At 64.5% G+C, this 22,835-nt stretch carries 22 protein-coding genes and 1 riboswitch; of the genes, 11 read left to right on the top strand and 11 right to left on the bottom strand.

The window, feature by feature from the left end; genetic code table 11:
* Window position 1: 1 nt before the first annotated feature.
* On the bottom strand, window positions 2–292 hold the full coding sequence (locus tag K663_RS11965) for a 4a-hydroxytetrahydrobiopterin dehydratase (protein WP_062117800.1): 291 nt from the start codon (window positions 290–292) through the stop codon (window positions 2–4).
* Between the two features lie 40 nt (window positions 293–332).
* On the opposite strand from K663_RS11965, the gene K663_RS11970 reads away from it, so the two are divergent.
* From K663_RS11970 to K663_RS11985, 4 genes are read left to right on the top strand one after another with little or no spacing between them, the layout of a single operon-like run.
* The gene (locus K663_RS11970; RefSeq protein WP_083535972.1) at window positions 333–740 is read left to right on the top strand and encodes a metallopeptidase family protein; all 408 of its coding nucleotides are present in this window, start codon (window positions 333–335) and stop codon (window positions 738–740) included.
* Window positions 737–1,339 (top strand): heme ABC exporter ATP-binding protein CcmA, encoded by a 603-nt coding sequence (gene ccmA / locus K663_RS11975; RefSeq protein WP_062117806.1) that lies wholly within the window; start codon window positions 737–739, stop codon window positions 1,337–1,339. The genes K663_RS11970 and ccmA overlap by 4 nt, the downstream gene beginning before the upstream one ends.
* Entirely contained in the window at window positions 1,336–1,983 is a 648-nt protein-coding gene (locus tag K663_RS11980) for a heme exporter protein CcmB (RefSeq protein WP_062117810.1), read from the top strand. Before ccmA ends, K663_RS11980 begins: the two co-directional genes overlap by 4 nt.
* Entirely contained in the window at window positions 1,980–2,870 is an 891-nt protein-coding gene (locus K663_RS11985) for a DMT family transporter (protein ID WP_062117813.1), read from the top strand. Before K663_RS11980 ends, K663_RS11985 begins: the two co-directional genes overlap by 4 nt.
* A gap of 15 nt (window positions 2,871–2,885) precedes the next feature.
* On the opposite strand, the gene K663_RS11990 is transcribed toward K663_RS11985, so the two are convergent.
* Window positions 2,886–3,164, bottom strand: coding sequence for a chorismate mutase (locus K663_RS11990; protein ID WP_062117816.1), 279 nt, complete (start codon window positions 3,162–3,164; stop codon window positions 2,886–2,888).
* A gap of 102 nt (window positions 3,165–3,266) precedes the next feature.
* On the opposite strand from K663_RS11990, the gene K663_RS11995 reads away from it, so the two are divergent.
* The 7 genes from K663_RS11995 to K663_RS12025 all read left to right on the top strand — a co-directional run bounded on the left by K663_RS11995 (window position 3,267) and on the right by K663_RS12025 (window position 11,865).
* Window positions 3,267–4,295 (top strand): polyprenyl synthetase family protein, encoded by a 1,029-nt coding sequence (locus K663_RS11995; RefSeq protein WP_062120814.1) that lies wholly within the window; start codon window positions 3,267–3,269, stop codon window positions 4,293–4,295.
* Window positions 4,296–4,387: 92 nt separating this feature from the next.
* A complete protein-coding gene (locus tag K663_RS12000) occupies window positions 4,388–5,167 on the top strand; it encodes a TSUP family transporter (protein WP_062117819.1) in 780 nt (259 codons plus the stop codon).
* Between the two features lie 75 nt (window positions 5,168–5,242).
* Entirely contained in the window at window positions 5,243–7,699 is a 2,457-nt protein-coding gene (gene hrpB / locus K663_RS12005) for an ATP-dependent helicase HrpB (protein WP_062117822.1), read from the top strand.
* A 56-nt stretch (window positions 7,700–7,755) separates the two neighbouring features.
* Window positions 7,756–8,034 (top strand): ETC complex I subunit, encoded by a 279-nt coding sequence (locus K663_RS12010; RefSeq protein WP_062117825.1) that lies wholly within the window; start codon window positions 7,756–7,758, stop codon window positions 8,032–8,034.
* Between the two features lie 118 nt (window positions 8,035–8,152).
* Window positions 8,153–8,395, top strand: coding sequence for an acyl carrier protein (locus K663_RS12015; RefSeq protein WP_062117828.1), 243 nt, complete (start codon window positions 8,153–8,155; stop codon window positions 8,393–8,395).
* A 93-nt stretch (window positions 8,396–8,488) separates the two neighbouring features.
* Window positions 8,489–9,751, top strand: a complete 1,263-nt coding sequence (gene spt, locus K663_RS12020) for a serine palmitoyltransferase (protein ID WP_062117830.1) — start codon at window positions 8,489–8,491, stop codon at window positions 9,749–9,751.
* Between the two features lie 122 nt (window positions 9,752–9,873).
* On the top strand, window positions 9,874–11,865 hold the full coding sequence (locus K663_RS12025; RefSeq protein WP_062117833.1) for an ATP-binding protein: 1,992 nt from the start codon (window positions 9,874–9,876) through the stop codon (window positions 11,863–11,865).
* On the opposite strand, the gene K663_RS12030 is transcribed toward K663_RS12025, so the two are convergent.
* From K663_RS12030 to ftsZ, 9 genes are all read right to left on the bottom strand, one after another.
* Window positions 11,822–12,697: a hypothetical protein gene (locus tag K663_RS12030; protein ID WP_062120817.1), complete on the bottom strand. Its 876-nt coding sequence runs from the start codon at window positions 12,695–12,697 to the stop codon at window positions 11,822–11,824. The two genes, K663_RS12025 and K663_RS12030, sit on opposite strands and share 44 nt — an antisense overlap.
* A 47-nt stretch (window positions 12,698–12,744) precedes the next feature.
* Entirely contained in the window at window positions 12,745–13,392 is a 648-nt protein-coding gene (locus K663_RS12035; RefSeq protein WP_062117835.1) for a DUF938 domain-containing protein, read from the bottom strand.
* On the bottom strand, window positions 13,389–14,960 hold the full coding sequence (gcvPB, locus tag K663_RS12040) for an aminomethyl-transferring glycine dehydrogenase subunit GcvPB (protein WP_062117838.1): 1,572 nt from the start codon (window positions 14,958–14,960) through the stop codon (window positions 13,389–13,391). Before gcvPB ends, K663_RS12035 begins: the two co-directional genes overlap by 4 nt.
* On the bottom strand, window positions 14,957–16,315 hold the full coding sequence (gene gcvPA, locus K663_RS12045) for an aminomethyl-transferring glycine dehydrogenase subunit GcvPA (protein WP_062117841.1): 1,359 nt from the start codon (window positions 16,313–16,315) through the stop codon (window positions 14,957–14,959). The genes gcvPB and gcvPA overlap by 4 nt, the downstream gene beginning before the upstream one ends.
* 144 nt (window positions 16,316–16,459) lie before the next feature.
* A complete protein-coding gene (gene gcvH, locus K663_RS12050; protein ID WP_037462442.1) occupies window positions 16,460–16,831 on the bottom strand; it encodes a glycine cleavage system protein GcvH in 372 nt (123 codons plus the stop codon).
* Between the two features lie 30 nt (window positions 16,832–16,861).
* Complete coding sequence (gcvT, locus tag K663_RS12055; RefSeq protein ID WP_062117844.1) at window positions 16,862–18,013, bottom strand: glycine cleavage system aminomethyltransferase GcvT; 1,152 nt, start codon at window positions 18,011–18,013, stop codon at window positions 16,862–16,864.
* Between the two features lie 177 nt (window positions 18,014–18,190).
* Window positions 18,191–18,290, bottom strand: a riboswitch (glycine riboswitch).
* 117 nt (window positions 18,291–18,407) lie between these two features.
* On the bottom strand, window positions 18,408–19,565 hold the full coding sequence (locus K663_RS12060; protein WP_062117848.1) for a deoxyguanosinetriphosphate triphosphohydrolase: 1,158 nt from the start codon (window positions 19,563–19,565) through the stop codon (window positions 18,408–18,410).
* A gap of 10 nt (window positions 19,566–19,575) precedes the next feature.
* The gene (locus K663_RS12065) at window positions 19,576–21,264 is read right to left on the bottom strand and encodes a tetratricopeptide repeat protein (RefSeq protein WP_062117851.1); all 1,689 of its coding nucleotides are present in this window, start codon (window positions 21,262–21,264) and stop codon (window positions 19,576–19,578) included.
* A gap of 118 nt (window positions 21,265–21,382) precedes the next feature.
* Entirely contained in the window at window positions 21,383–22,834 is a 1,452-nt protein-coding gene (gene ftsZ, locus K663_RS12070) for a cell division protein FtsZ (protein ID WP_062117853.1), read from the bottom strand.
* Between the last annotated feature and the right edge of the window lies 1 nt (window position 22,835).

The raw sequence follows: 22,835 nt of genomic DNA on the forward strand, positions 1-22,835 counted from the left end.
ATCAGGCGAGCAACGCGTCGATCGCCTTAGCCATGTCGATGTCACGGCGGGAAAGCCCGCCCGCATCATGCGTCGTCAGGGTGATATCGACCCGATTATAGACGTTGGACCATTCGGGATGATGGTTCGCCTGTTCGGCGAGCAGCGCAACACGCGCCATGAAACCGAAGGCGGCGTTGAAATCGGCGAAGACAAAGCGGCGACGAATGCCTTCCGGCTCCGCTATCGCCGTCCATTCGGGGAGATCGGCCAGTTCCCGATCTCGTTCTTCCCCGGACAGTTTACCAATCATGGCCCTATCCTCATATTATTGTTTCGCCTATGTCGCAGCCATGTCCGACAATGGTCAACCCCTTCTTTTGCCGCCAACGCGCGCCCGGATCGAAAGCCTGGCGCTGGAGGCTTTGTCGCGGCTGCCCGATCCGTTCCGGTCACATCTGTCCAACGTCGCCCTCTTCGTTGAGGAATTCGCCGATGAACAGATATTGAAGGAAATGGAGATCGACGACCCGTTCGGCCTCACCGGCCTTTACAGCGGCCGTCCGATCGGGGAACCGGTGCAGACCGGAGACAGCCCGCCGACGGTGCATCTGTTCCGCAGGCCGCTGCTGGATGAATGGGTGGAGACGGGCGTGCCGCTGGATGCGCTGATCACCCATGTGGTGGTGCATGAGATCGGCCATCATTTCGGCCTATCCGATGTGGACATGCAGGTTCTGGAGGACATGGTCGCACCATGAGCGATGCGGCGCTGTGCCTGTCGGGCATTGCCTGCGCGCGCGGCGGGCGACTGCTGTTCAGGGGGGTGGACCTGACGCTGGAACCGGGCGGAAGCGCACTGCTGCGCGGACCCAATGGCATCGGCAAGTCGAGCCTGATGCGGATCTGCGCCGGGCTGCTACGACCGGTGGCCGGCACGATCGAGCGGCGCGGACGGATCGCGCTGGCCGACGAACGGCTTGCGCTGGACATGGAGGACAGGTTGCAGACGGCGCTGGGCTTCTGGGCGCGGCTGGATGGCGCTGATCCGGAGACGCTGGACCGGGCGATGGACGCCATGGCGCTGGCACCGATCCGCGACATACCGGTGCGGATGCTGTCGACCGGGCAGCGCAAACGCGCCTCCCTGGCGCGAGTGATTGCCGGTGGCGCGCCGCTGTGGCTGCTGGACGAGCCGGGGAACGGGCTGGACGACGCGTCGCTCGCGCTGCTGGGCGCGGCGGTGGAGGCGCATCTGGCGACGGGGGGGGTCGTCGTGGCGGCGTCGCATCAGCCGTTGCCGATGGCAGCTCCCGTGACCATCGCGCTTGCCGATTATCTGGCAAAGGATGCTGCGTGAGGCTGATCCTGCTGCTCACCGCGCGAGACTTGCGGCAGGCCTGGCAGTCTGCGGGACTATGGCTGCCGATCGCATTCCTGCTGCTGGTCGCCAGCCTCTATCCCTTTGCAGTGGGGCCGGACGCGGCGCTGCTGCGGCGGTCGGGCGGAGGTATGCTGTGGATCGCGGCGCTGCTCGCCAGCCTGCTGCCGGTCGATCGGCTGATCGCGCCGGACCGGGACGCTGGCGTGCTGGACCAGATCGCCCTGCGCGGCATTGGCGAGGAGATGGTGATATTGTCGCGGCTGATCGCGCATTGGCTTGGCTTCGGCCCGGCACTGATGATCGCAACCTTGCCAGCGGCGGCGCTGCTGAAGCTGGACGGGGCGACGATAGGGCTGCTGGAACTGGGCTTGCTGATCGGAACCCCGGCGCTGGCTGCGCTGGGGCTGCTGGTAGCGAGTCTCACGGCGGGACTGCGGTCTAGCGGCGCGCTGTCAGGGCTGCTGGCATTGCCGCTGGCGGTGCCGCTGCTGATCTTCGGCGCGGGGACGTTGGGGGATGGCAGCGGCGCGGCGCTCAAATTCCTGGGGGCAGCGTCGCTGCTGCTGGTGGCGATCACGCCATTTGCAGGCGGCGCGGCGATCCGGGCCGGTCGCGAATGATCGCAATCGGCGCCTCACTGCTGTTCGTCCTCATCTGGTCCACCGGCTTCATCGTTGCGCGGGGAATGGCGCCGCATGGCGCGCCCGAACTGATATTAAGCATCCGGCTGACGCTGACGGCGATGCTGCTGGCCATGATCGCTTTGGGCGCACGGCAGAAACTGCCCCGCGGGAAGCGATTAATGCTGCACATCGTTGCGGGCGCGATGCTGCATGGCGTCTATCTGACAGTGAGTTGGTGGGCCGTCTATAATGGCATGCCAGCGGGAATCATGGCATTGTTGGGGGCGTTGCAACCCTTGATGGTCGCGGTGGCGAGCGTGGCCCTGCTGGGCGACCGGCTGCTAGGCCGCGCATGGGCAGGGCTCGCCATAGCAATTACAGGCGTCACCTGCGTACTTTTGCCAGCGATCGAGCGATCCGGTGCGGACGGCATCCCGCTAATCCCTGCCATTGCCGGATTCGTCGCAGTGATCGGCATGACCGGCGGCACAATGGTGCAGCGCGGTTCGATCGCGCGCGATGGCATCTGGATTTCAGGCGCTGTGCAGAATGCAGGTGGAGCGCTGGTCGCGATCGGCGCTGTGCTGACAATCGGTGAGATGCGCTGGGACAATAGTCCATTGCTATGGATGGGGCTTGGCTGGTCGGTGCTGGGCTTGTCGGCAGGCGGGCTGTCCTTGCTGATCTGGCTGGTGCGGAAACAGGGGCCGACCCGTATGTCGATGCTGCTGCTGCTCGTGCCGCCATTGGCCGCTATCGAAGCCTGGCTGCTGTTCGACGAGCGGCTGGGGCCAGTCCAGTTGGCGGGATTCGCGCTGGCGCTGGTGGGCGTGCTTTTGGGACGGTCGCGAGGCAATCGCGAAACGGTAAACGAGCCAGCCTGACCAATAGGGCGGCGTTCAGCTTTCGCGTAGCCGTTCATGATGGCGGATCACTTCATCGATGATGAAGCGCAGGAATTTTTCGGTAAAGTCCGGGTCGAGATTGGCATCGGTCGCAAGCTGACGCAGGCGGGCGATCTGGCGTTCCTCACGGCCGGGGTCGGCAGGCGGCAGGTCATGGGTCGCCTTATATTCGCCGACCGCCTGTGTGACCTTGAAACGCTCGGCAAGCATGAACACGAGCGCGGCGTCGATATTGTCGATGCTCTCGCGATACCCTTTCAAAGTCTCGTCCACGCCTGTCCTCCCAATCTTCGCGCGCTTTTTGCGCCATCCCGCGCCGCGCGCAAGCTATTCCCGCTTGCCATCTGCATTTTGCGCCGCCACATGGGCCGGGTCATGACCGCACCCGCCTCCGGCAATGTCCATCCCATCGGCCGCGCCAACGGCGCGCCTTCGCTCGCCCCGATGATGGCGCTGGTCGCCCAGGGCATGAACCATGTGAATGTCGTCATTTTGGACCGGATGCAGTCGCGCATACCGCTGATCCCCGAATTGGCGGGCCATCTGATCGCAGGCGGCGGCAAACGGATGCGGCCGATGCTGACGCTCGCCTGCGCGCAGCTGGTGGGCTATGCGGGAAGCCGCCATTACAAGCTGGCCGCGGCGGTCGAGTTCATCCACACCGCCACGCTGCTGCACGATGATGTGGTCGATGGGTCGGGCCTGCGCCGGGGCCGCAAGACCGCCAACATCATCTGGGGCAACAGCGCCAGCGTGCTGGTTGGCGACTTCCTGTTTTCCCGCGCCTTCGAACTGATGGTCGAGGCGGAATCGCTCAAGGTGCTCAAGATCCTGTCCAACGCCTCGGCGGTGATCGCCGAGGGTGAGGTCAACCAGCTGACCGCCCAGCGCAAGATCGACACCAGCGAAGAACAATATCTGGACATTATCGGCGCAAAGACCGCCGCCCTGTTCGCAGCCGCATGCCGGATTTCGGCGGTCGTCGCGGACCGGGACGAGGCGGAGGAAAAGGCGCTGGACGTCTATGGCCGCAACCTCGGCATCGCATTCCAACTAATCGACGACGCCATCGACTATGAATCGGATGGCGCGACCATGGGCAAGGATGCAGGCGACGATTTCCGCGATGGCAAGGTAACGCTGCCGGTAATCCTGGCCTATGCGCGCGGCGCCGAAGACGATCGCGCTTTCTGGAAGCAGGCTATGGCGGGCAACCGGGTGGCCGACGAGGACCTGGCGCATGCAACGCAGCTGCTGCGCAAGACGGGCGCGATTGACGACACGCTGGCGCGGGCGCGGCTCTATGGCCAGCGGGCGATCGATGCACTGGGTCAGTTCGACTCAGGCAGCGCCAAGGCCGCGCTGACCGAGGCGGTCGAGTTCGCCATTGCACGCGCTTATTGAGGAATTGGGACTTCCCGATCGTATCATGTTGCGTCCCGCCGATTGCGTTCGCAAGCTCGGGCGGGCGGCAGGATGAGCGGGGCGCCCCTTACATGATCTTATCTCCCGAAACTCTGGCTTTCCTGATGGGGGCCGCGCTGATTGCCGGGTGCATCGACGCCATGGCGGGCGGCGGTGGCCTGATCGCCTTGCCCGCGCTGCTCGCCGCCGGGGTGCCGCCCGTCCCCGCCGTTGCCACCAACAAGCTGCAATCCTCCCTTGGCACCTTCGGCGCCTGCATCGCTTACGCGCGGGCGGGACATATGGATCTGAAAGCCTATCGTTGGCCGATCATCGCCGCCTTTGCCGGGTCAGTGGGCGGCGCATGGCTGATCCAGCGCGTGGACCCTGCCATTCTGGCGGGACTGATGCCCGCGCTGCTGATTGCACTCGCCGCCTATTTCACCTTTTCCCCCAAGGTGAGCGAGATGGATCGGCGCAGCCGGGTGGGCATCGTCGCGCTGAGCCTGCTGATCGGGGGAATCGGCTTTTATGACGGCTTTTTCGGCCCCGGCGCGGGCGCTTTCTACACGACCATATTCGTGGCGCTGGGCGGGTTGGGGCTGGTCCGGGCGACGGCGCAGACGAAAGCCGCGAATTTCGCGAGCAACATCGCCGGGTTGATGACGATGATCGCGGGCGGCCATGTGATCTGGATCGCCGGGCTGGCGATGGCCGTGGGCAGCATCACCGGCGGGCAGATCGGGTCGCATCTGGCCATGCGGTTCGGCAGCAAGCTGATCCGGCCGCTATTGATCGTCATGTCGCTGGGGCTGACGGCGAAGATGCTGCTGGACCCGACGAATCCGGTGCACGCCCTGCTTTTTGGATAGCCACGCATATCGGTGGCGTGGCGGGCGGGTTCGATGGCTTGCGCTGACGGCTGATTGGCGCGACAGGGACGCAGGATGAGTGCCCCGCTACCCATATATGATGTTCTGCCCCGGCTGCTGGACGCGCTGCGAAAGGCAAGCAACGCCGTACTCGTCGCGCCGCCCGGCGCGGGCAAGACGACGGCGGTCGCCCCTGCCCTGCTGAACGAGCCATGGTGCACGGGCCAGATCCTGCTGCTGTCCCCCCGCAGGCTGGCGGCCCGCGCGGCGGCGGAACGTATCGCCGAAATGATGGGCGAGGCGGCGGGCGGAACCGTTGGCTATGCCACGCGCATGGACAGCAAGCAGTCGGCACGGACGCGCATCCTGGTGTTGACCGAGGGTATTTTCGTGCGGCGGATACAGGATGATCCTGAACTGTCGGGCGTGTCGGCAGTGCTGTTTGACGAAGTGCATGAGCGGAGCCTGGACAGCGATTTCGGCCTGGCTCTGGCGCTGGATGCTCAGGGCGCGTTGCGGCCGGACCTGCGCATCGTGCCGATGTCGGCGACACTGGACGGCGCGCGCTTCGCGGCCTTGCTGGACAACGCGCCGGTGTTGGAGAGCGAGGGGCGGATACAACCGCTGGAACTGCGGCATCTGGGGCGGTCGGCGGAAAGGCGGATCGAGGACGAGATGGCTGCGGCCGTGCGGCGCGCGCTGACCGAAGAAAGCAAAGGAGACCTGCTCGCCTTCCTGCCCGGCGTCGGCGAGATCGAACGGACGGCGGAGCGACTGGAGGGACTGGGCGTCGAGGTGCACCGGTTGCACGGCAGCCTCGATCCCGCAGCCCAGCGGGCCGCCATCCGGCCATCGCGCGAGGGGCTGCGCAAGGTCATTCTGGCGACGTCCATCGCTGAAACAAGCCTGACCATTGATGGCGTGCGGATCGTGATCGATTCGGGGCTGGCGCGCCGTCCGCGCTATGACCGGGCAGCCGGCGTGACGCGCCTTGTCACCGAACGGGCAAGCCAGGCGGCGGCGACGCAGCGGGCAGGACGCGCTGCGCGGCAACGGCCAGGTGTAGCCTACCGCCTGTGGGAAGCGGCGGCGACGGCGGGCATGCCGCCCTTTGACCCGCCCGAAATTCTGGAAAGCGACCTGTCGAGCCTGTTGCTCGACTGCACTCTGTGGGGGGTGAGCGATCCGGCTAGCCTGCGCTGGCTCGATGTCCCGCCTGCGGCTGCGCTGAGCGAGGCGAGAACGCGGCTGACGGCGCTGGAAGCGCTGGATAAGGACGGCCGGATCACGGCGCATGGCAAGGCGCTGGCCCGGCTGCCGCTTGCCCCGCGGATCGGCCATATGCTGATCCGGGCGGGTGAGATGGGTCTGGCGGAGGTTGCCGCCGACGTAGCCGTGCTGCTGGGCGAGCGCGGAGTCGGTGGGCAGGACATCGACCTGTCGCAACGGCGGATGCGATGGCGGCGGGAGTCCGGGAAGCGGGCCGACGCGGCCCGGGCAATGGCGAGGCGATGGGCTGGCCTGATAAAGGTCACGCCGACCCCTTCTGGCGGCGGGAAGGGAGACAGGAGCATCGGCCTTTGTCTCGCCCTCGCCTTTCCCGACCGGGTGGCGAAGCGCCGGTCCGCAGACGGCGCGGACTGGGCCAGCGTGGGTGGGCGCGGCTTCCGGCTGGACCCCGCCAGCCCGCTCGCGCGGGAGGAGTGGCTGGCGGTTGGCGAAGTGCAGGGCAGCGCTGCGGGTGCGCGGATATTGTCTGCCGCGCCGATCGACGAGGACGATGTGCTGCGCCTGTTCAGCGACCGGGTGGCGGAACATCGCACCGTGCGCTTCCGGCCCGAGACCGGCGGGATAGAGGCGCTGCGGGAAAGGCGGCTCGGCGCGGTACGGCTTTCGTCCGGGTCGGATGACAGGCCGGACCCAGACGCAGTGGCGGTGGCTCTGCTGGACGGCGTCAGGCGTGGCGGGCTGGACCTGCTGCCCTGGTCGGAGGCCGCGCGGTCACTCAGGATGCGGGCGGGGTTCGCCGGGATCGAGGCGCTTTCGGACGCGGCGCTGATCACCAGCCTCGACGAGTGGCTCCTACCCCTGCTCACGGGCAAGCGGCGCCTGTCGGACATTGACCGGTCGCAGCTGTCGGCAGTGCTGGAAGGGCTGATCGGCTGGGACGGCAAGCAACAGCTCGACCGGCTCGCCCCGCCGGATTTCCGCTCGCCTGCGGGGAGCAGCAATGCGATCGATTATGCCGCAGAGGGCGGGCCCAAGGTCGAATTGCGGGTGCAGGCGCTGTTCGGCCTGGCCGAGCATCCGGTCGTCGGGAGCGAACGGATCCCGCTTGTCCTGTCGCTGACGTCTCCTGCGGGACGGCCGATCCAGACGACGCGCGACCTGCCCGGCTTTTGGGCGGGAAGCTGGAGCGCGGTCGCCAAGGAGATGCGCGGCCGATATCCAAGACATCCCTGGCCCGACGATCCTGCGGGCGCCGCCGCAACGCTACGCACGAAACGCGCCGATACCCGCCGCAAGCCTTGACTTCCAGACACCCGCTGGTGCAACGGAGCCATCGCCCCAAGGAGTTTGACGCCACGATGGCTGCGCGCATCTATCAGATCCAGAAGAACGCTCTTCAGTCCGGCAAGGCGCGGACCGACAAATGGGTGCTGGAGTTCGCACCGAGCGAGGCGAAAAAGCCCGATCCCCTGACGGGCTGGGCCGGATCAGGCGATACGCAGAGCCAGGTGAAGCTGACTTTTCCCTCGCAGGACGCCGCGCGCGCCTATGCCGACAAATATGGCATCGACTACAGCCTCATTGCCACGCCGCCCAAGACGTTGAAGATTCAGGCATACGCCGACAATTTCCGCTGACACCCAAATCGGTGGCACAATCGGGCGCGATGCTGCCCGATTGCCGCCTTATTCCCTTGCCAAGAGGCGAGGCTTGGGGGCAAAAGCCACCCTTTCACGGGAAAGCTTTGAACAGATAATGACGGATCGCCAGCAGATTTTCGATAGCATCACCGCGCAGATCGGCCCCTTCAACAAGAAGGGCGTCGAACTGAGCGAGGCCACCACCTTTGCAGGCGACCTGGAATGGGACAGCCTGACGGTGATGGATTTCGTCGCGGCGATCGAGGACGAGTTCGACATCATCATCACGATGAACATGCAGGCCGAAATCGAGACCGTCGGCCAGCTTGTCGATGCTGTGGCGAAGCTGAAAGGCTGATCCGGGCTGCTTTCGCAAGCGGGCGAAACGACCCGCGCATTCGCGTAACGTCCCACCGCTCAAGTGGGGACGAACGGATATTTGGATAACGAGATGACAGACGCAGCGGAAACCGCCACCGACGCCCACACGCCCGCCGAAGTGACCGGCGCGCGCGACCTGTTTTCCAAATTCGATCCGCTGATCGCCGAGCGCGAGGCGCTGCTGGCGACTGGCGTGCGCGATCCCTTTGCGATCGTCATGGACGAGGTGAAGTCACCGACCCAGGCGGTTATCAAGGGCCGGGAAACGATCCTGCTCGGCACCTATAATTATATGGGCATGACGTTCGACCCGGATGTGGTCGCGGCGGGCAAGAAGGCGCTGGACGAATTTGGCGCTGGCACGACCGGCAGCCGCGTGCTGAACGGCACCTATCAGGGCCACAAGGAAGTCGAAGAGGCGCTCAAGGAATTTTACGGCACCTCCGGCGCGATGGTCTTTTCCACCGGTTACCAGGCCAATCTGGGCATGATCTCCACATTGGCGGGTCGTGGCGATTACATCATTCTGGATGCCGACAGTCACGCCTCCATCTATGACGGCTGCTTCCTGGGCGATGCGGAGATCGTCCGTTTCCGCCACAACAGCGTCGAGGATCTGGACAAGCGCCTTGGCCGCCTGCCTGCGGACGCGCAGAAGCTGGTCGTGCTGGAAGGCGTCTATTCGATGCTGGGCGACGTCGCCCCCCTGCCCGAGATGGTCGCGGCTGTGCGCAAGCATCCCAATTGCATGATCCTGGTCGATGAAGCGCATGGCATGGGCTTTTTCGGAGCCAACGGGCGCGGCGTGTATGAAGAGCAGGGCGTCGAGAATGACGTCGATTTCGTCGTCGGCACCTTTTCCAAATCAGTTGGCACGGTGGGTGGATTCTGCGTGTCCAACCATCCCAAGTTCGAAGTGCTGCGCCTGGTCTGCCGTCCCTATGTCTTCACCGCATCGCTGCCGCCCAGCGTGGTCGCCACCGCCGCCACCTCGATCCGCAAGCTCATGCATGCGGGGGAAAAGCGCGCGCATCTTTGGAAGAACAGCCAGAGGTTGCACAAGGGCCTGACGGACCTTGGTTTCAAGCTGGGGACTGAAACGCCCCAATCGGCAATCATCGCCGTAATCCTGACCGATCAGACCCAGGCTGTTGCGATGTGGCAGGCGCTGCTGGAACTGGGTCTCTATGTCAACATGGCTCGGCCGCCCGCGACACCGGCTGGCACGTTCCTGCTACGCTGCTCGCTTTGCGCAGAGCATAGCGACGAACAGGTCGGGCAGATCATCGGCATATTCGAGGTCGCTGGAAAGGCGACCGGAGCCATCGCTTAATCGCGCCAGCAAGCGCCTTGCCGCCTTTGCGACGCGAGTGTCCGACGAAGGGCAACAACATCGGGGAACCTTTTCATCCTTGATATTTCGCCGGTAATACTGTTCGACTAATGTAAGGGTTGATGGCGGACAGTTATTGCATGGAAGATCAGGAGTCCGGCTGGCAAGCAGCGGTACGACGCTTCCTTCCACTCGTCCTGGTGATATTGCTGGTCGGGGCGCTCGGCACCCTGCTCTACAGCGCCAGCACGGCGACGCGGGATCATGAACGCGCGCTGACGGAACAGCGGCGCAGTTTCGAGATTATCGCCCTTGCCCGCGCGTTTGAGGCCAAGACCGCGCGCGCCGAAGTGACGCTGGCCCGCTATGTGATCAGCCTGGATCCCGACGTTGGCCGCCTATTCCAGGATCAATGGCGTACCGCGTCGAGCCAGCTCAAGCTGCTGACCTATGCAACGCGCCGATCGGGATGGCAGCGAGCCAATGTGCGGGAATTAAAGCAGGCCTTCGAGCAGCGCGGAAAGACGCTGAACGAAATCGGTCTGCGCACAACCTATGACCAGAAGATGGCCGCCCTGGGCCAATTCCACCAGGCGGGCAAGTCAGAAGAGCTGAAGCATATCAACAAGTTGCTCGACCGGGTGATCCAGGCCGAAAATGGCCGGCTTCAGGAACGCAGCCTGGCGGTGAAGCTGGCGGGCAATCGCACGCAATGGGTTGATCGAACCTCGCGTCTGTTCGGTCTGGTGCTGTTTGTCTGCGTCCTGTTTGCGCTATGGATGGCGAACGCAGCCCTGACCGAGCGTCGCAGCGCCCGCCGCATCGCGGACATGGAGGCCGAGCGCGCCGACCGGATGGAGGCCGCAGTTGCCGCGCGCACCGTGGAGCTGTCGAGCGCCTATGAGCAATTGAAAAAGGAAACGGCGGAACGCGCGGCCGCCGAGGAAAATCTGCGCCAGATGCAGAAGATGGATGCCGTGGGCCAGTTGACTGGCGGCATCGCGCATGATTTCAACAACATGCTCGCGGTCGTCGTCGGCGGCCTGGAACTGGCCAAGCGCACGTTGCGCCTGAAGCCGCAGGAGGCTTCCCGGCATCTGGACAATGCCATGGACGGCGCAACCCGCGCCGCGGCGCTGACCCGCCGCCTGCTCGCCTTCGCCCGCTCCGAGCCACTGCTGCCCAGCGCCGTCGATCCCGACATGCTGGTAAAGGACATGGCGGAACTGATCGACCGGTCGATCGGCGACCAGATCATTGTCTCCTTCGATAATCAGGCTGATGGCTGGCACATTTTCGTCGATCAGCACCAGATGGAAAACGCCATATTGAACCTGTGCGTCAATGCCCGCGACGCGATGGATGGTCGGGGCAGGCTGGTCATCGAAACGCGCCAGGCGCTGCTCGCTGGAAACGAGATCGGGGAATGCGCGGCGGGGGATTATGTCGTGCTGAGCGTCACAGACGATGGATGCGGCATGGCCCCCGACGTTCTCGCTCGAGTATTCGAACCCTTTTTCACGACCAAACCCGTCGGCAAGGGCACCGGGCTGGGGCTTAGCCAGATTTTCGGCTTCGTACGGCAGAGCCAAGGTGAAATCCGCATCGAATCGGAATTGGGCCACGGTACCAGTGTCCAGATCTACCTGCCCCGCCGGGTCAGCCTCAGCGGGCAATCGGCTGGTGAAGCGCCCCTGTCCGATCGGGAGCCGGTGCTGCATCCACCCACGCGCATCCTGGTCGTCGAGGATGATCCCCGCGTGCTGAACCAGACGATGGCGGCGCTGGCGGAACTGGGCCATCTGCCCGTCGCATGCGATCATCCGTCAAAGGCCGCTAAGCTGCTTGCCAGTCACCGTGACATCGGTCTGATAGTCAGCGATGTGCTGATGCCAGACATGACCGGGCCGGAAATGGTCCGCTCCCTGCCCGCTGCCTACGCACATGTGCCGGTGCTGTTCGTCACCGGATATGCGGGCGATATTGCGGAGGGTTCGGAATTTGGCGGGCACCAGGTGCTGCGAAAGCCCTATACGCTGATGGGTCTGTCCCACGCGCTGTCCAATGCGCTCAACGGATCGCACCACCCCGGAACAGCCGCGGCAGCAGAGTAAGCGCGCCAAGCAGCGGCCAGCGGCGCTGCCAGGGTTTGATGACGATCGCCGTGCCTGCGTGGCGATTGATCTTCCACGCCAGATAATCGATGCCGCCCGCATAGGTGAAGCTGGCCTTGGCAAGACGGATAACCGACAGGCGCTTGCCGCGACGCTGAAGCTCGCGCCATCGGGCAGGCGCATCTTTCGGCGAAGGCGGTAGCCCATCAGCCAGCGCGGCCTCTCCAAAACGGCGATAGCGGTCGGCGTCTACGTCCACGATCGAGTTGGAACGCCCCTTCTTCTCCGCCCGCAATTCGGCGTTGTAGGTCAGTGTGAAGCCAGTCTTCCAGAGCGATAGCGCGTCCTGCGCCTTCGCCATTGGGCGGGCCAGCGACAGCAGTGTCGGCGCGGCGCTGGCGATAGCGCTGACCGCCCGCTGCCGCGCAAGATCATCCGCCACCCAGAGCAGACGGGCAGGCTGGGCAAAGCGCGCCCAGACCGAAACATTGTCAGCATCCATGCTGTTCAGTCGAGCGAAGTCCGCCTCCGAAAGCACAGCATACTTGGCGACCAGGCCGTTATGTTCGAACGGGAAGACATTGGGCGGGATCAGCCGGTTGGCGGTGGCCAGCCAGCTTTTGCCATAAGCCCCGCGATAGTCCGACACGATAAGGTAGAAATCCAGCATCAGCCCATCGAGATTCTTCTCTCGCAGGCAAGAGCCGTAGAACAGCACGGCGCGCGATGCATAAGGATATTTCGCCGCCAACGCGCCCGCCATGGCCGCCGCGCGAGGATCAGCAGGCGCGGTGAGTTCCGCAGTGACGAGGGATGGCAGCGTATCGGGCATCAGCTTTCGCCCCATATCCGCTTCGATCTCGCCTGTCGAAGCGCTTTTCAGGACAGGCGCTTGCGGAAGAGCAACGATAGATTGTTGGCGGGCATTTCGACCAGCTTCTGAAAGGCCAGCCCTTCACCCCCGGCGGCGGCGACTACATCCTCCATGCGGCGCAGGCCCCATTGCGGATCGCGAGACTTTAGCGAGGCGTCGAAAGCAAGGTTGCTGGGCGCTGTTGCAAGGTCCTGCCGAAGGAAGGGGCCGTAAAGGTAGAGAAGGCCCGAGGGAGGCAGAAGCCTTCCCGCCCCTTTCATCAATCCGACCGTCGCTTCCCAAGGGCTGATGTGGACCATGTTGATGCACAGGATCGCGTCGGCTTGCCTGATCGGCCAGTCTGCCGCCGCATCAAGCCGGACGGGCGGGCGCAGGTTGGGACAGCGGGCCTCAACGCGCCATGCTTCGATGGAGGCAAGCGCCGCAGGATCGGGGTCGCTGGGCTGCCAGTCGAGCGCGGGCAAGGTGGTGGCAAAATGAACCGCATGTTCGCCGCTTCCGCTCGCCACCTCCAGCACAAGGCCGGAAGGTGGCAGCTCGTCTCGCAGGACAGCGAGGATGGCGTCGCGATTGCGCTCGGTTGCGGGGGCATGGCGCTTGTCCGCCGCAGCGGGGCCGGAACCGGGTTCCCACGGCTCCGGTCCGCCGGTCATTCTGCGGCCTGCGCCAGTGCCGGGTCGGTCCATGCAAGGATCGGCTTGCGAGCGGCAAGCGTCTCGTCAAGGCGACGGCGCGGTGCGAAATGGGGCGCCCCCTTCAACGCCTCGTCCCCCGCCTTGGCGCGCTGGGCGAGGCTGCGCAGCGCCATGATGAACTGATCGAGCGCTGCCTTGCTTTCGGTTTCGGTCGGTTCGATCAGCATCGCGCCATGGACGACCAACGGGAAATACATGGTCATGGGATGGAAGCCTTCGTCGATCAGCCCCTTGGCGATGTCGAGCGTGGTGAAGCCTTCGGCCAGCCCCTTGTCGCTGAACAGCGCCTCATGCATGCATGGGCCGCTCTGGCCAAAAGGCGCGTCCAGCACATCGTCCAGACTGCGCAGGATGTAATTGGCATTGAGCACCGCGTCGCTCGCGACCTGCCGCAGTCCATCCGCGCCATGGCTGAGAATATAGGTGAGCGCGCGAGTAAACATGCCCATCTGGCCGTGGAAGGCGACCATGCGGCCAAAGGTCTGGCCATGATGGCCCTGCGCCGTTTCTTCTTCGATCAGCGCGAATTGATCGCCCTGACGCTCGACGAAGGGGAGCGGCGCGAAGGGAGCGAGCGCCTGGCTCAGCACCACCGGGCCGGAACCGGGACCGCCACCGCCGTGCGGGGTGGAGAAGGTCTTGTGCAGGTTGATATGCATCGCATCGACGCCAAGGTCGCCGGGGCGGACCCGGCCGACGATGGCGTTGAAGTTCGCACCGTCGCAATAGACGAAGGCCCCGGCGGCATGGACCGCGTCAGAGATCGTCTTCATGTCTCGCTCGAACAGGCCGCAGGTGTTGGGGTTGGTGATCATCACCGCCGCGACGTCCGGGCCGAGACGGCCCTTGAGCGCTTCAAGGTCAACGCGGCCATCCAGCGTAGCGGGTATGTCCTCGACCTTGTAGCCACAGAAGGCTGCGGTGGCGGGGTTGGTGCCGTGGGCGCTTTCAGGGACGAGGATGACGCTGCGCGCGTCACCCCGGGCTTCGAGCGCGGCGCGGATCGCAAGCAGGCCGCATAGTTCGCCATGCGCGCCTGCCTTGGGGCTCATCGCGACCGAATGCATGCCGGTCAGCTTGATGAGCCATTCGGCCAGTTCATGGATCACCGCGAGTGCGCCCTGCACCGTCGATTGGGGCGCCAGCGGGTGAAGGTCGGCGAAACCGGGCATCCGCGCGACCTTCTCGTTCAGGCGCGGATTGTGCTTCATCGTGCAGGAGCCGAGCGGGAACAGGCCAAGGTCGATGGCATAGTTCTGGCGGCTGAGGCGCGTATAATGGCGCACCGTTTCCTGTTCCGACAGGCCCGGCAGGCCGATGCCGTCCGTGCGGGCGAGATTACCGAGGCGGCTGGTGACTTTCGGGGCCTCCGCGAAATCGACGCCGGTGGTGTCGGTCGAACCGATCTCGAAGATCAGCGCTTCTTCCAGCATCAGGGCGCGGTTGCCAGTGACGGTTGCCGGAGGCGCATCGGCCTGGGTGATGGCCTGCGGCGCGGTGGGACGGCCTTCCTTGAGCATGGTCATGCCAGTTCCTCCTCAAGCGCCTTGGCAAGGGTTTCGATATCCTCCGGCGTCACGGTTTCAGTGACGGCGACAACCAGGCCGTTGCCGATCTGCGGCGCATCGGGAAACAGGCGGCCCAGCGAAACACCGCCCAGCACGCCCCTGTCCGCAAGGTTACGGACGATTTCGCGCGCGTCCTTTGACAGGATCAGCGTGAATTCGTTGAAAAAGCTGTCGTTGAGCAGCGTGACGCCCGGCACCTGCGCCAGGCGCTCAGCAGCCTGACAGGCGAGCGCATGATTCAGCGCCGCAAGTTCCCGCAGGCCCTTTTCGCCCAGCAGGGTCATGTGAATGCTGAATGCCAGAGCGCACAGGCCCGAATTGGTGCAGATGTTCGACGTCGCCTTTTCACGGCGGATATGCTGTTCGCGGGTCGAGAGGGTCAGCACGAAGCCGCGCTTGCCCGCCGCGTCGACCGTCTCGCCGCACAGGCGGCCCGGCATCTGTCGGACATATTTCTGCTTGCACGCGAACAGGCCCAGATAAGGCCCGCCGAATTGCAGGCCGACGCCGATCGACTGGCCTTCGCCCACGACGATGTCCGCGCCCATATGGCCCGGCGCCCGGCACGCACCCAGCGCGACGGGTTCCGTTACCACCGCGACCAGCAGCGCACCTGCGGCGTGCGCCGCCTCGGCGAGCGGGGTCAGGTCGGCGATGCGGCCGAGGATGTCGGGATATTGGACGACGACGCAGCTCGTATCCTTGTCGATGCCGGCGATCAGCGCATCGATATCGGTGGCAGCGTCCAGGGTGGGCGCTTCATGCACCAGCGTGTCGCCGGTGAACTTCGCCATGGTGTTGGCGACCGAGACATAATGGGGATGCAGGCCGGAGGAGAGGATCGCCTTGCCGCGCTTGGTGATGCGGCGAGCCATGCCGATCGCTTCCCAGCAGGCGGTCGAGCCGTCATACATGGAGGCGTTGGCGACGTCGCAGCCGAGCAGGCGGGCGACCTGCGTCTGGAATTCGAACAGCACCTGCAACGTGCCCTGCGCGATTTCCGGCTGATAGGGCGTATAGGCGGTCAGGAACTCGCCGCGCTGGATCAGATGATCGACGCTGGCAGGAACATGATGCCTGTAGGCGCCTGCGCCCAGGAAGAAGGGCGCCTCCCCCGCCGACAGGTTTTTCCGCGCCAGCGCCGCCATATGGCGCTCGACCGCCAGTTCGCTGGCATGATCGGGCAGGCCGCCGATCTTTCCGGGAAGGCGCGCTTCAGCGGGGACATCGACGAACAGGTCGTCAATGGATGCCGCGCCGATAACGGACAGCATGTCCTGCCGGTCTGCATCGGTAAGGGGTAGGTAGCGCATGTTCCAAAACTCCCCCCTCCCTTCACGGGAGGGTCTGGGGTGGTAGCGAGCAAAGCAAGCCTGCCGCCATCTCTATGGGGCGGACGCTCCCTGCGGTCGCGACCCACCCCTTTCCTCCTCCCTGATGGGAGGGACTTATGTCTGTTAAAGCGCGGCGACGAACTTCTTGTAGGCGGCTTCATTCATCAGGCCGTCCAGCTCGCTCGTATCGGTGATGCGCAGCTTGAAGAACCAGCCATCTTCCTCTGCATCGCTGTTCACGAGCGCGGGTTCATCCTCAAGCGCGCTGTTGGCCTCGACGACTTCGCCGGAGATGGGCGCATAAACGTCGGACGCGGCCTTGACCGACTCCACGACTGCGGCGTCGTCGCCCTTGTCAAAAGTCGTGCCCTCGGCAGGCAGTTCGACGAACACGATGTCGCCCAACTGTTCCTGCGCATAATCAGTGATGCCGACGGTGGCGATTTCGCCTTCGACATCGATCCATTCATGTTCGTCAGTGAAATAACGGCTCATGTGGTGCTTCTCCCCTCGGAAAAGAAAAAATCAGGCTTTGCGACGATAGCGATGCGGAATGAATGGCATCGGAGCGACGGTCGCGGCGATGCGCTTGCCGCGCACCTCGATTTCGAGCGCGGTGTCGATCGCGCTGTGCGGCAGGCTAACCCAGCCCATCGCGATGGGTGCGCCGACGGTAGGCGCAAAGCCGCCGGACGTCACTTCACCCACCCGCGCCACTCCGGCGAAGATCGGCGCACCTTCCCGCGCGGGCAGCCGGCCTTCTATCTTCAAACCGACGCGTTTTGATCCGGGTCCATCGGCCAATTCCTTCATCACGCGAGCATGGCCGATGAAGCCCCCCTCCTCCCGGCGGCGTTTCTGGATCGCAAAGCCCAGATCCGCGCCGATCGTGCTGACCGCGGGCGTAAGATCATGGCCATAAAGCGGCAAACCGGCTTCAAGGCGAAGCGAGTCCCGCGCGCCAAGGCCGATCGGTTTCACCTGCGGCAAACCGCACAGCGCGTCTGCAAGCAGCGTGACATCATCGCCGGGCACGCTGATTTCAAAGCCATCCTCGCCGGTGTAGCCCGACCGGCTGATCCACAGCGGCACGCCACGCCAGATGAAGAGGCCAGACTGCATGAACAGAAGGTCGGCGGTTTCAGGGATCAGGCTGGCAAGCGCCTCACCCGCTTCCGGCCCCTGCAGGGCGAGCAGCGCCTGCTCATCCATATGATTCATGACGACCTCATCGGGCAGATGTTCGATCATCCAGCCCATATCGTCATATTTGGTCGCGCCGTTGACGACCATGTAGATGTCCGCGCCGTCAAAGGCGTCACCGCCCAGACGGGAGACCATCAAGTCGTCCAGAATGCCGCCATCCTCATCGAGCAGCATCGAGTAACGCTGGCGGAAGGGCTTCAACCCCCTGATGTCGCTCGGCAGCAGATGTTCAAGCGCGTCGTCCACGCCTTCGCCGGAAAAAAGCAGCTGGCCCATATGGCTGACATCGAACAGGCCCGCATGCTCGCGGGTCCATGCGTGCTCGGCCATGATGCCTTCATATTGGATGGGCATGTTATAGTCGGCAAAACCGACCATGCGCGCGCCTTTTGCCCGATGCCAAGCGTCCAGCGGCAAGTCCTGCAGGGGCAATTCTTCTTCGATATGGGCGATGTCGTCATTGCCGGACATGAGGGGCGGCCTTTCCGTGCGAGTGATTGGCGACAGACGCCGCGGTCCGGAATCGGACCTGTTGCGTATGCCACCCCCTCTGTCACGGAACCTGAGAGCTTTGACCACCGGCCAGTGACCGGATGGCTTACCCCTTCGGTGGGACGGCGATTAAACCGTCCGCTTTCCAGAGCGCCTGCCCACGATGCGGTCCTTTGGCCTGAGAGATTCCGGGGCGGTTGCTCCTTCGGCGACGGGGTGGCCTGAAAGGCTTCCCATGCTCTCCCGCATCATGTCCGGGCCCGAATCTTCCGGGCACCAGAGACGTCTTCGCATTGCGGGAAATGCAGCGCGGCGTCAATTGCTCAATCGGTCGGGCAGTGAAGGTCGCGCGGAAGGAGCCGGACCGGGCGAGTCAGGCTACCGCCAGTTCGCCGAATATCTCCGCATGGCGCTTTTCGGCATAGCGGTCGGTCATGCCCGCAATGAAGTCGGCGATATGGCGGCTGCGGCGCGGCTCATCGAGCAGGCAGTCGTCCTGCCATTCCGCCGGCATCAGTTGCGGCTGCTGCTGATAGGCGCGGAACAGATCGTGCACGATGATGCGCGCACGATCGGCGGCGGCCAGTTGCGACGGATGGTGATAGAGCGCCGCATACATGAAGCGTTTCAGCTCCCGCTCCTGCGCCGCGAGTTCGGGCGAGAAGCAGACCAGCGCGCGGCCAGCAGCGCGCACATCCTCCACCGTCTCGATCCGCGCCTGGGCGATATTATCCCGCGTCGATGCGATCAGATCGGTCGCCATGACACCAATCTGTTCGCGGACCAGTTCGCGTAGCAGCCGGTCCTGCGGAATATCGGGGTAGCGAGCGCGAACCCGATCCCAGCAATGTTTGACGATGGGGACAGTCAGAAGCTGGTCGAGCGTCAGAAGGCCTGCGCGCAAGCCGTCATCAATGTCATGATTGTCATAGGCGATATCGTCGGCGATCGCGGCGAGTTGCGCTTCCAATGAGGCATGACTGCCCAGTTCCAGAGGAAAGAGGGCATCCACTTCCTGCATCGCCCAGCCCGGATGGTCGATCGGGCCGTTATGCTTGGCCAGCCCCTCCAGCATTTCCCAGCTGAGGTTAAGACCGGCGAAGCAGGGATATGGCGATTCGAGCAGCATCAGCGTACGCAGCGTGTGGGCGTTATGATCGAAGCCGCCATGCTCATCGAGCGCCGCTTCCAGCGCGTCCTCCCCCGCGTGACCGAAGGGCGGATGGCCGATGTCATGGGCAAGGCAGAGCGCTTCGGTGAGATCTTCGTTGAGGCCGAGCGTGCGTGCGGTCGTGCGGCCGATCTGCGCGACTTCCAGGCTGTGGGTCAGCCGAACGCGGAAGTGATCGCCGTCGGGCGACACGAACACCTGTGTCTTGTGCCTTAGCCTGCGAAAAGAGATGGAATGGATGATGCGATCGCGGTCACGCTGAAAAATGTCGCGCGGGCCGCGCATCTCTCCGCCAGCCTCGGGATGGAGTCGGCCGCGACTGCGGTCAGGGTGCGAAGCATAGGGGGCAAGCGTCGTCATGCGGATGTTCTTACTTCCCTCCCAGCCGCTCGACCACCTCTCCCGCGTCGCTTTGCCAGGCAAAGACATCCGCGCCTGCCGATTTCAGCTTGGATTCGACGGCTTTGGCGCGTGTGAAACTGGCGAAGGGGCCGATAAGCAGGCGGTTCGTCCGGCCCCAGCTTGCTACCCAGCCATCTTGTGGAGCGACGTCATCATATTTGCGGCGCAGGCTCTTGAGCGTAAACGCCAATGCACCACGGTCGGTGCCGATGCCAATCTGGACCCAATTGCGCGAGGGATTGGCGGCAAGCCGAGCCTTTTCCTCTGCGGCCTTCTTCGCCTTTGCATCCGCTTCAGCCTTGGCCTTTGCGGCGGCGGCCGCCTTTGCCTTGGCGGTGGCAGCTGCCTTTCTGGCCGCCTCTGCCTCTGCTTGCTGTTCGGCCCGCTGGGCGGCCTGGAGCGCTGCAATTTCAGCCAGATCGACAGCCGCAACGGTTGGGCGACGCTCCTCTTCCGGGACGTCGATGGCGCGGATGATGTCGGCGAGCGAACGGGTCGCTTCGGGATTGGGCTGCTGACGCGGGACCGATGCGGCAGCCGTTGCCGACGGCTGTTCAGGCGGCAATGGCTGCGTGGCGGGGGCAGTGCCGGGTTGGGTTGCTGGAATGGCGGACGATGAGGATTGGGACGGCACGGACGCTGAAGCGGGCGGCCCCTGTATTTGAGCCTGACGCACCGAGGGAGGGGTCTGCGCCAGCGAGGATGGCGCCGGGACGGAAGCCGGCGCGCGTTGAGGCTGCGCGGGCGCACTCTGCATTGGTGCGGGCTTGGGCCGTTCAGGCTGTACCCGTTGAACGCGCGCGCCTGACGCGGATGCCTGTTGCGCGGGAGCCGGGACGGGCCGCTCCGGCACGACTGCGGCCGGTGCGGGCACTGCTGGCGCAGGCGCAGGCGCAGCGGCGGCCATCGAAGTTCCAACGGTCGTGGGGAAGCGCCCGAAATGCACCGCCGCCGCCTTTTGCGCGGGCGTCAGATAGGGCATCTTCTCCATATAGGGGCCCAGCGCAGAGGCGAGCGAGGGCGGCATCGTCTGGCTCGCGATCTTGCGCGCCTCGGCCTGTTTATTGTTCATCGCCATGATAAAGGCGCGATACCGCCACGCGCCGCGATCGCTTTTATAGAGCAAGGGCTGAAGCACCTTTTCGGCGGCATCGATCTGGCCCGATATGCCCAGCGAAGCGGCATAGCGATACAGCAGCTCACTGTCCTGAGGCGCGCGTTTGAGAGCGGCCTGATAGTCTCGTTGCGCCCCCGCCTGATCGCCGGTCATGTCGCGCGCCAGACCACGGTCGGCCAGCAGCGTCGCTTCCCCGAAACCGAGCCGCGTCGCCTGGTCGAACAGCCGCAGCGCTTCGGCAGGATTTTGCGTTTTCAGCATGACGCGCCCGAGGCCCGCCTTCACCCGGCCATTATTGGGCTGGATCGCATCGGCGCGCCCGAAAAAGCCCGCCGCCGCGCGCATGTCGTCCATATCGACCGCCGCTTCGCCAGCGCCGATCAGCGCATCGACATCCCGCGGATTGGACGCCAGGCGAGAAAGGTTGCGGCTGAGATTTTCAGCGCCTGAAGGGCGGATCGCCTGAATTTGGGCGGGCTGTGCCTGGGCGGTCCCCGATATAATCAGACCACCGAGAATCCATAAAGCTGAGCGTTTCACACAAGCCCTTTAGCGGATCGATGCGTGAATGGGAAATTTACCGAAGGCAAAAGCGCGCCCGGTCGCCCGATGCAACCGACGGCGCGCTTCGACAGGATAAATGGCTAAGGTTGCCGCCTTACTGATTGCTTTGGCGGTTGAGGAAGCGTGGAATGTCGGGAGTCGATCCGGCATCCTCGCTTGCAGCGGCATGCTTGTCCGCTCCCCTGGTGAGACCGGCCATACGCTCGAACAGGGTGCCGCCAGTGGCGACCCGTGGCGCAGCCTGTGGTGCGGGAGCCGGAGCGGGCGCGGGTTCCGCTTCCTCGGCGCCGAGCAGGAGTTCATCCTGTGAGGGATCCTCGTCGGAAAAGACCGCCGCCGGACGCGATGGCGTCGCAGGAGCAGGCTTGGGCGTGGCAGCCGCCGGCTGCGCGGGCGCTGCGATGGGCGCAGGCTCGGGAGCGGCGGGCACGTCCAGTTCCAGCGTCTCCGGCTCAGGCTCAGGCGCTGCGGCGGGAGCAGATGCAGGCTGAGGCGCCTGACGCGAAGCTGCGGGGACCGAAACAGCCGGGCGGCTGGCGAAGCTGAAAGGCTGGGTCAGCGGCGCGGCACCAGCGGTCGCTTCACTGTCGATGCCGGTAGCGACGACCGATACGCGGATCTTGCCGTTCAGTCCGTCATTGAAGGCCGAACCCCAAATGATGTTGGCATCGGGATCAACCAGCTCACGGATATGGTTGGCGGCTTCATCGACCTCCATCAGGCGCATGTCCTCGCCCCCGACGATGGATACGATGACGCCCTTCGCACCGCGCATCGACACGCCGTCGAGCAGCGGGTTGGCGATAGCCTTTTCCGCCGCCTGAAGCGCACGGCCGTCGCCTTCCGCTTCGCCGGTTCCCATCATCGCCTTGCCCATTTCGCCCATGACCGAGCGGACATCGGCAAAATCGAGGTTGATGAGGCCCGGCATGACCATGAGGTCGGTGATGCCGCGAACGCCCTGTTGCAGCACTTCGTCCGCCATCTGGAACGCTTCCTTGAAGGTCGTGTTCGGATTGGCGATCAGGAACAGATTCTGGTTCGGGATGACGATCAGCGTATCGACATGCTTTTGGAGTTCGTCGATGCCGCTTTCCGCCGACTTCATGCGGCGGTTGCCTTCGAAGGTGAAGGGCTTGGTCACGACGCCGACGGTCAGGATGCCCTTGTCGCGCGCGGCCTTGGCGATGACGGGAGCAGCGCCCGTACCGGTGCCGCCGCCCATGCCGGCCGCGATGAAGCACATATGCGCGCCGTTCAGCGCGTCTTCGACCGAGGCGATGGTTTCTTCGGCAGCGGCTTTCCCGATTTCGGGGCGCGATCCGGCGCCAAGACCTTCGGTAATCTGCGGGCCAAGCTGGATACGGCGTTCAGCAGGCGAAGCATTGAGCGCCTGCGCATCGGTGTTGGCCACGATGAAATCGACGCCCTCGACCGACGCGGCGATCATATTTGCAATGGCGTTACCGCCAGCGCCGCCAACGCCGATCACCGCGATGCGAGGCTTCAACTCGTCCACATGCGGTGGGCTGATCTCAATGCTCATA

Source organism: Sphingobium sp. MI1205 (assembly GCF_001563285.1).
Taxonomy (GTDB): domain Bacteria; phylum Pseudomonadota; class Alphaproteobacteria; order Sphingomonadales; family Sphingomonadaceae; genus Sphingobium.

Coding starts and splice junctions, on each gene's coding strand:
- K663_RS11965 (WP_062117800.1), bottom strand. CDS start 292: ATGATTGGTAAACTGTCCGGGGAAGAACGAGATCGGGAACTGGCCGAT.
- K663_RS11970 (WP_083535972.1), top strand. CDS start 333: ATGTCCGACAATGGTCAACCCCTTCTTTTGCCGCCAACGCGCGCCCGG.
- ccmA (WP_062117806.1), top strand. CDS start 737: ATGAGCGATGCGGCGCTGTGCCTGTCGGGCATTGCCTGCGCGCGCGGC.
- K663_RS11985 (WP_062117813.1), top strand. CDS start 1,980: ATGATCGCAATCGGCGCCTCACTGCTGTTCGTCCTCATCTGGTCCACC.
- K663_RS11995 (WP_062120814.1), top strand. CDS start 3,267: ATGACCGCACCCGCCTCCGGCAATGTCCATCCCATCGGCCGCGCCAAC.
- K663_RS12000 (WP_062117819.1), top strand. CDS start 4,388: ATGATCTTATCTCCCGAAACTCTGGCTTTCCTGATGGGGGCCGCGCTG.
- hrpB (WP_062117822.1), top strand. CDS start 5,243: ATGAGTGCCCCGCTACCCATATATGATGTTCTGCCCCGGCTGCTGGAC.
- K663_RS12010 (WP_062117825.1), top strand. CDS start 7,756: ATGGCTGCGCGCATCTATCAGATCCAGAAGAACGCTCTTCAGTCCGGC.
- K663_RS12015 (WP_062117828.1), top strand. CDS start 8,153: ATGACGGATCGCCAGCAGATTTTCGATAGCATCACCGCGCAGATCGGC.
- spt (WP_062117830.1), top strand. CDS start 8,489: ATGACAGACGCAGCGGAAACCGCCACCGACGCCCACACGCCCGCCGAA.
- K663_RS12025 (WP_062117833.1), top strand. CDS start 9,874: ATGGCGGACAGTTATTGCATGGAAGATCAGGAGTCCGGCTGGCAAGCA.
- K663_RS12030 (WP_062120817.1), bottom strand. CDS start 12,697: ATGCCCGATACGCTGCCATCCCTCGTCACTGCGGAACTCACCGCGCCT.
- K663_RS12035 (WP_062117835.1), bottom strand. CDS start 13,392: ATGACCGGCGGACCGGAGCCGTGGGAACCCGGTTCCGGCCCCGCTGCG.
- gcvPB (WP_062117838.1), bottom strand. CDS start 14,960: ATGACCATGCTCAAGGAAGGCCGTCCCACCGCGCCGCAGGCCATCACC.
- gcvPA (WP_062117841.1), bottom strand. CDS start 16,315: ATGCGCTACCTACCCCTTACCGATGCAGACCGGCAGGACATGCTGTCC.
- gcvH (WP_037462442.1), bottom strand. CDS start 16,831: ATGAGCCGTTATTTCACTGACGAACATGAATGGATCGATGTCGAAGGC.
- gcvT (WP_062117844.1), bottom strand. CDS start 18,013: ATGTCCGGCAATGACGACATCGCCCATATCGAAGAAGAATTGCCCCTG.
- K663_RS12060 (WP_062117848.1), bottom strand. CDS start 19,565: ATGACGACGCTTGCCCCCTATGCTTCGCACCCTGACCGCAGTCGCGGC.
- ftsZ (WP_062117853.1), bottom strand. CDS start 22,834: ATGAGCATTGAGATCAGCCCACCGCATGTGGACGAGTTGAAGCCTCGC.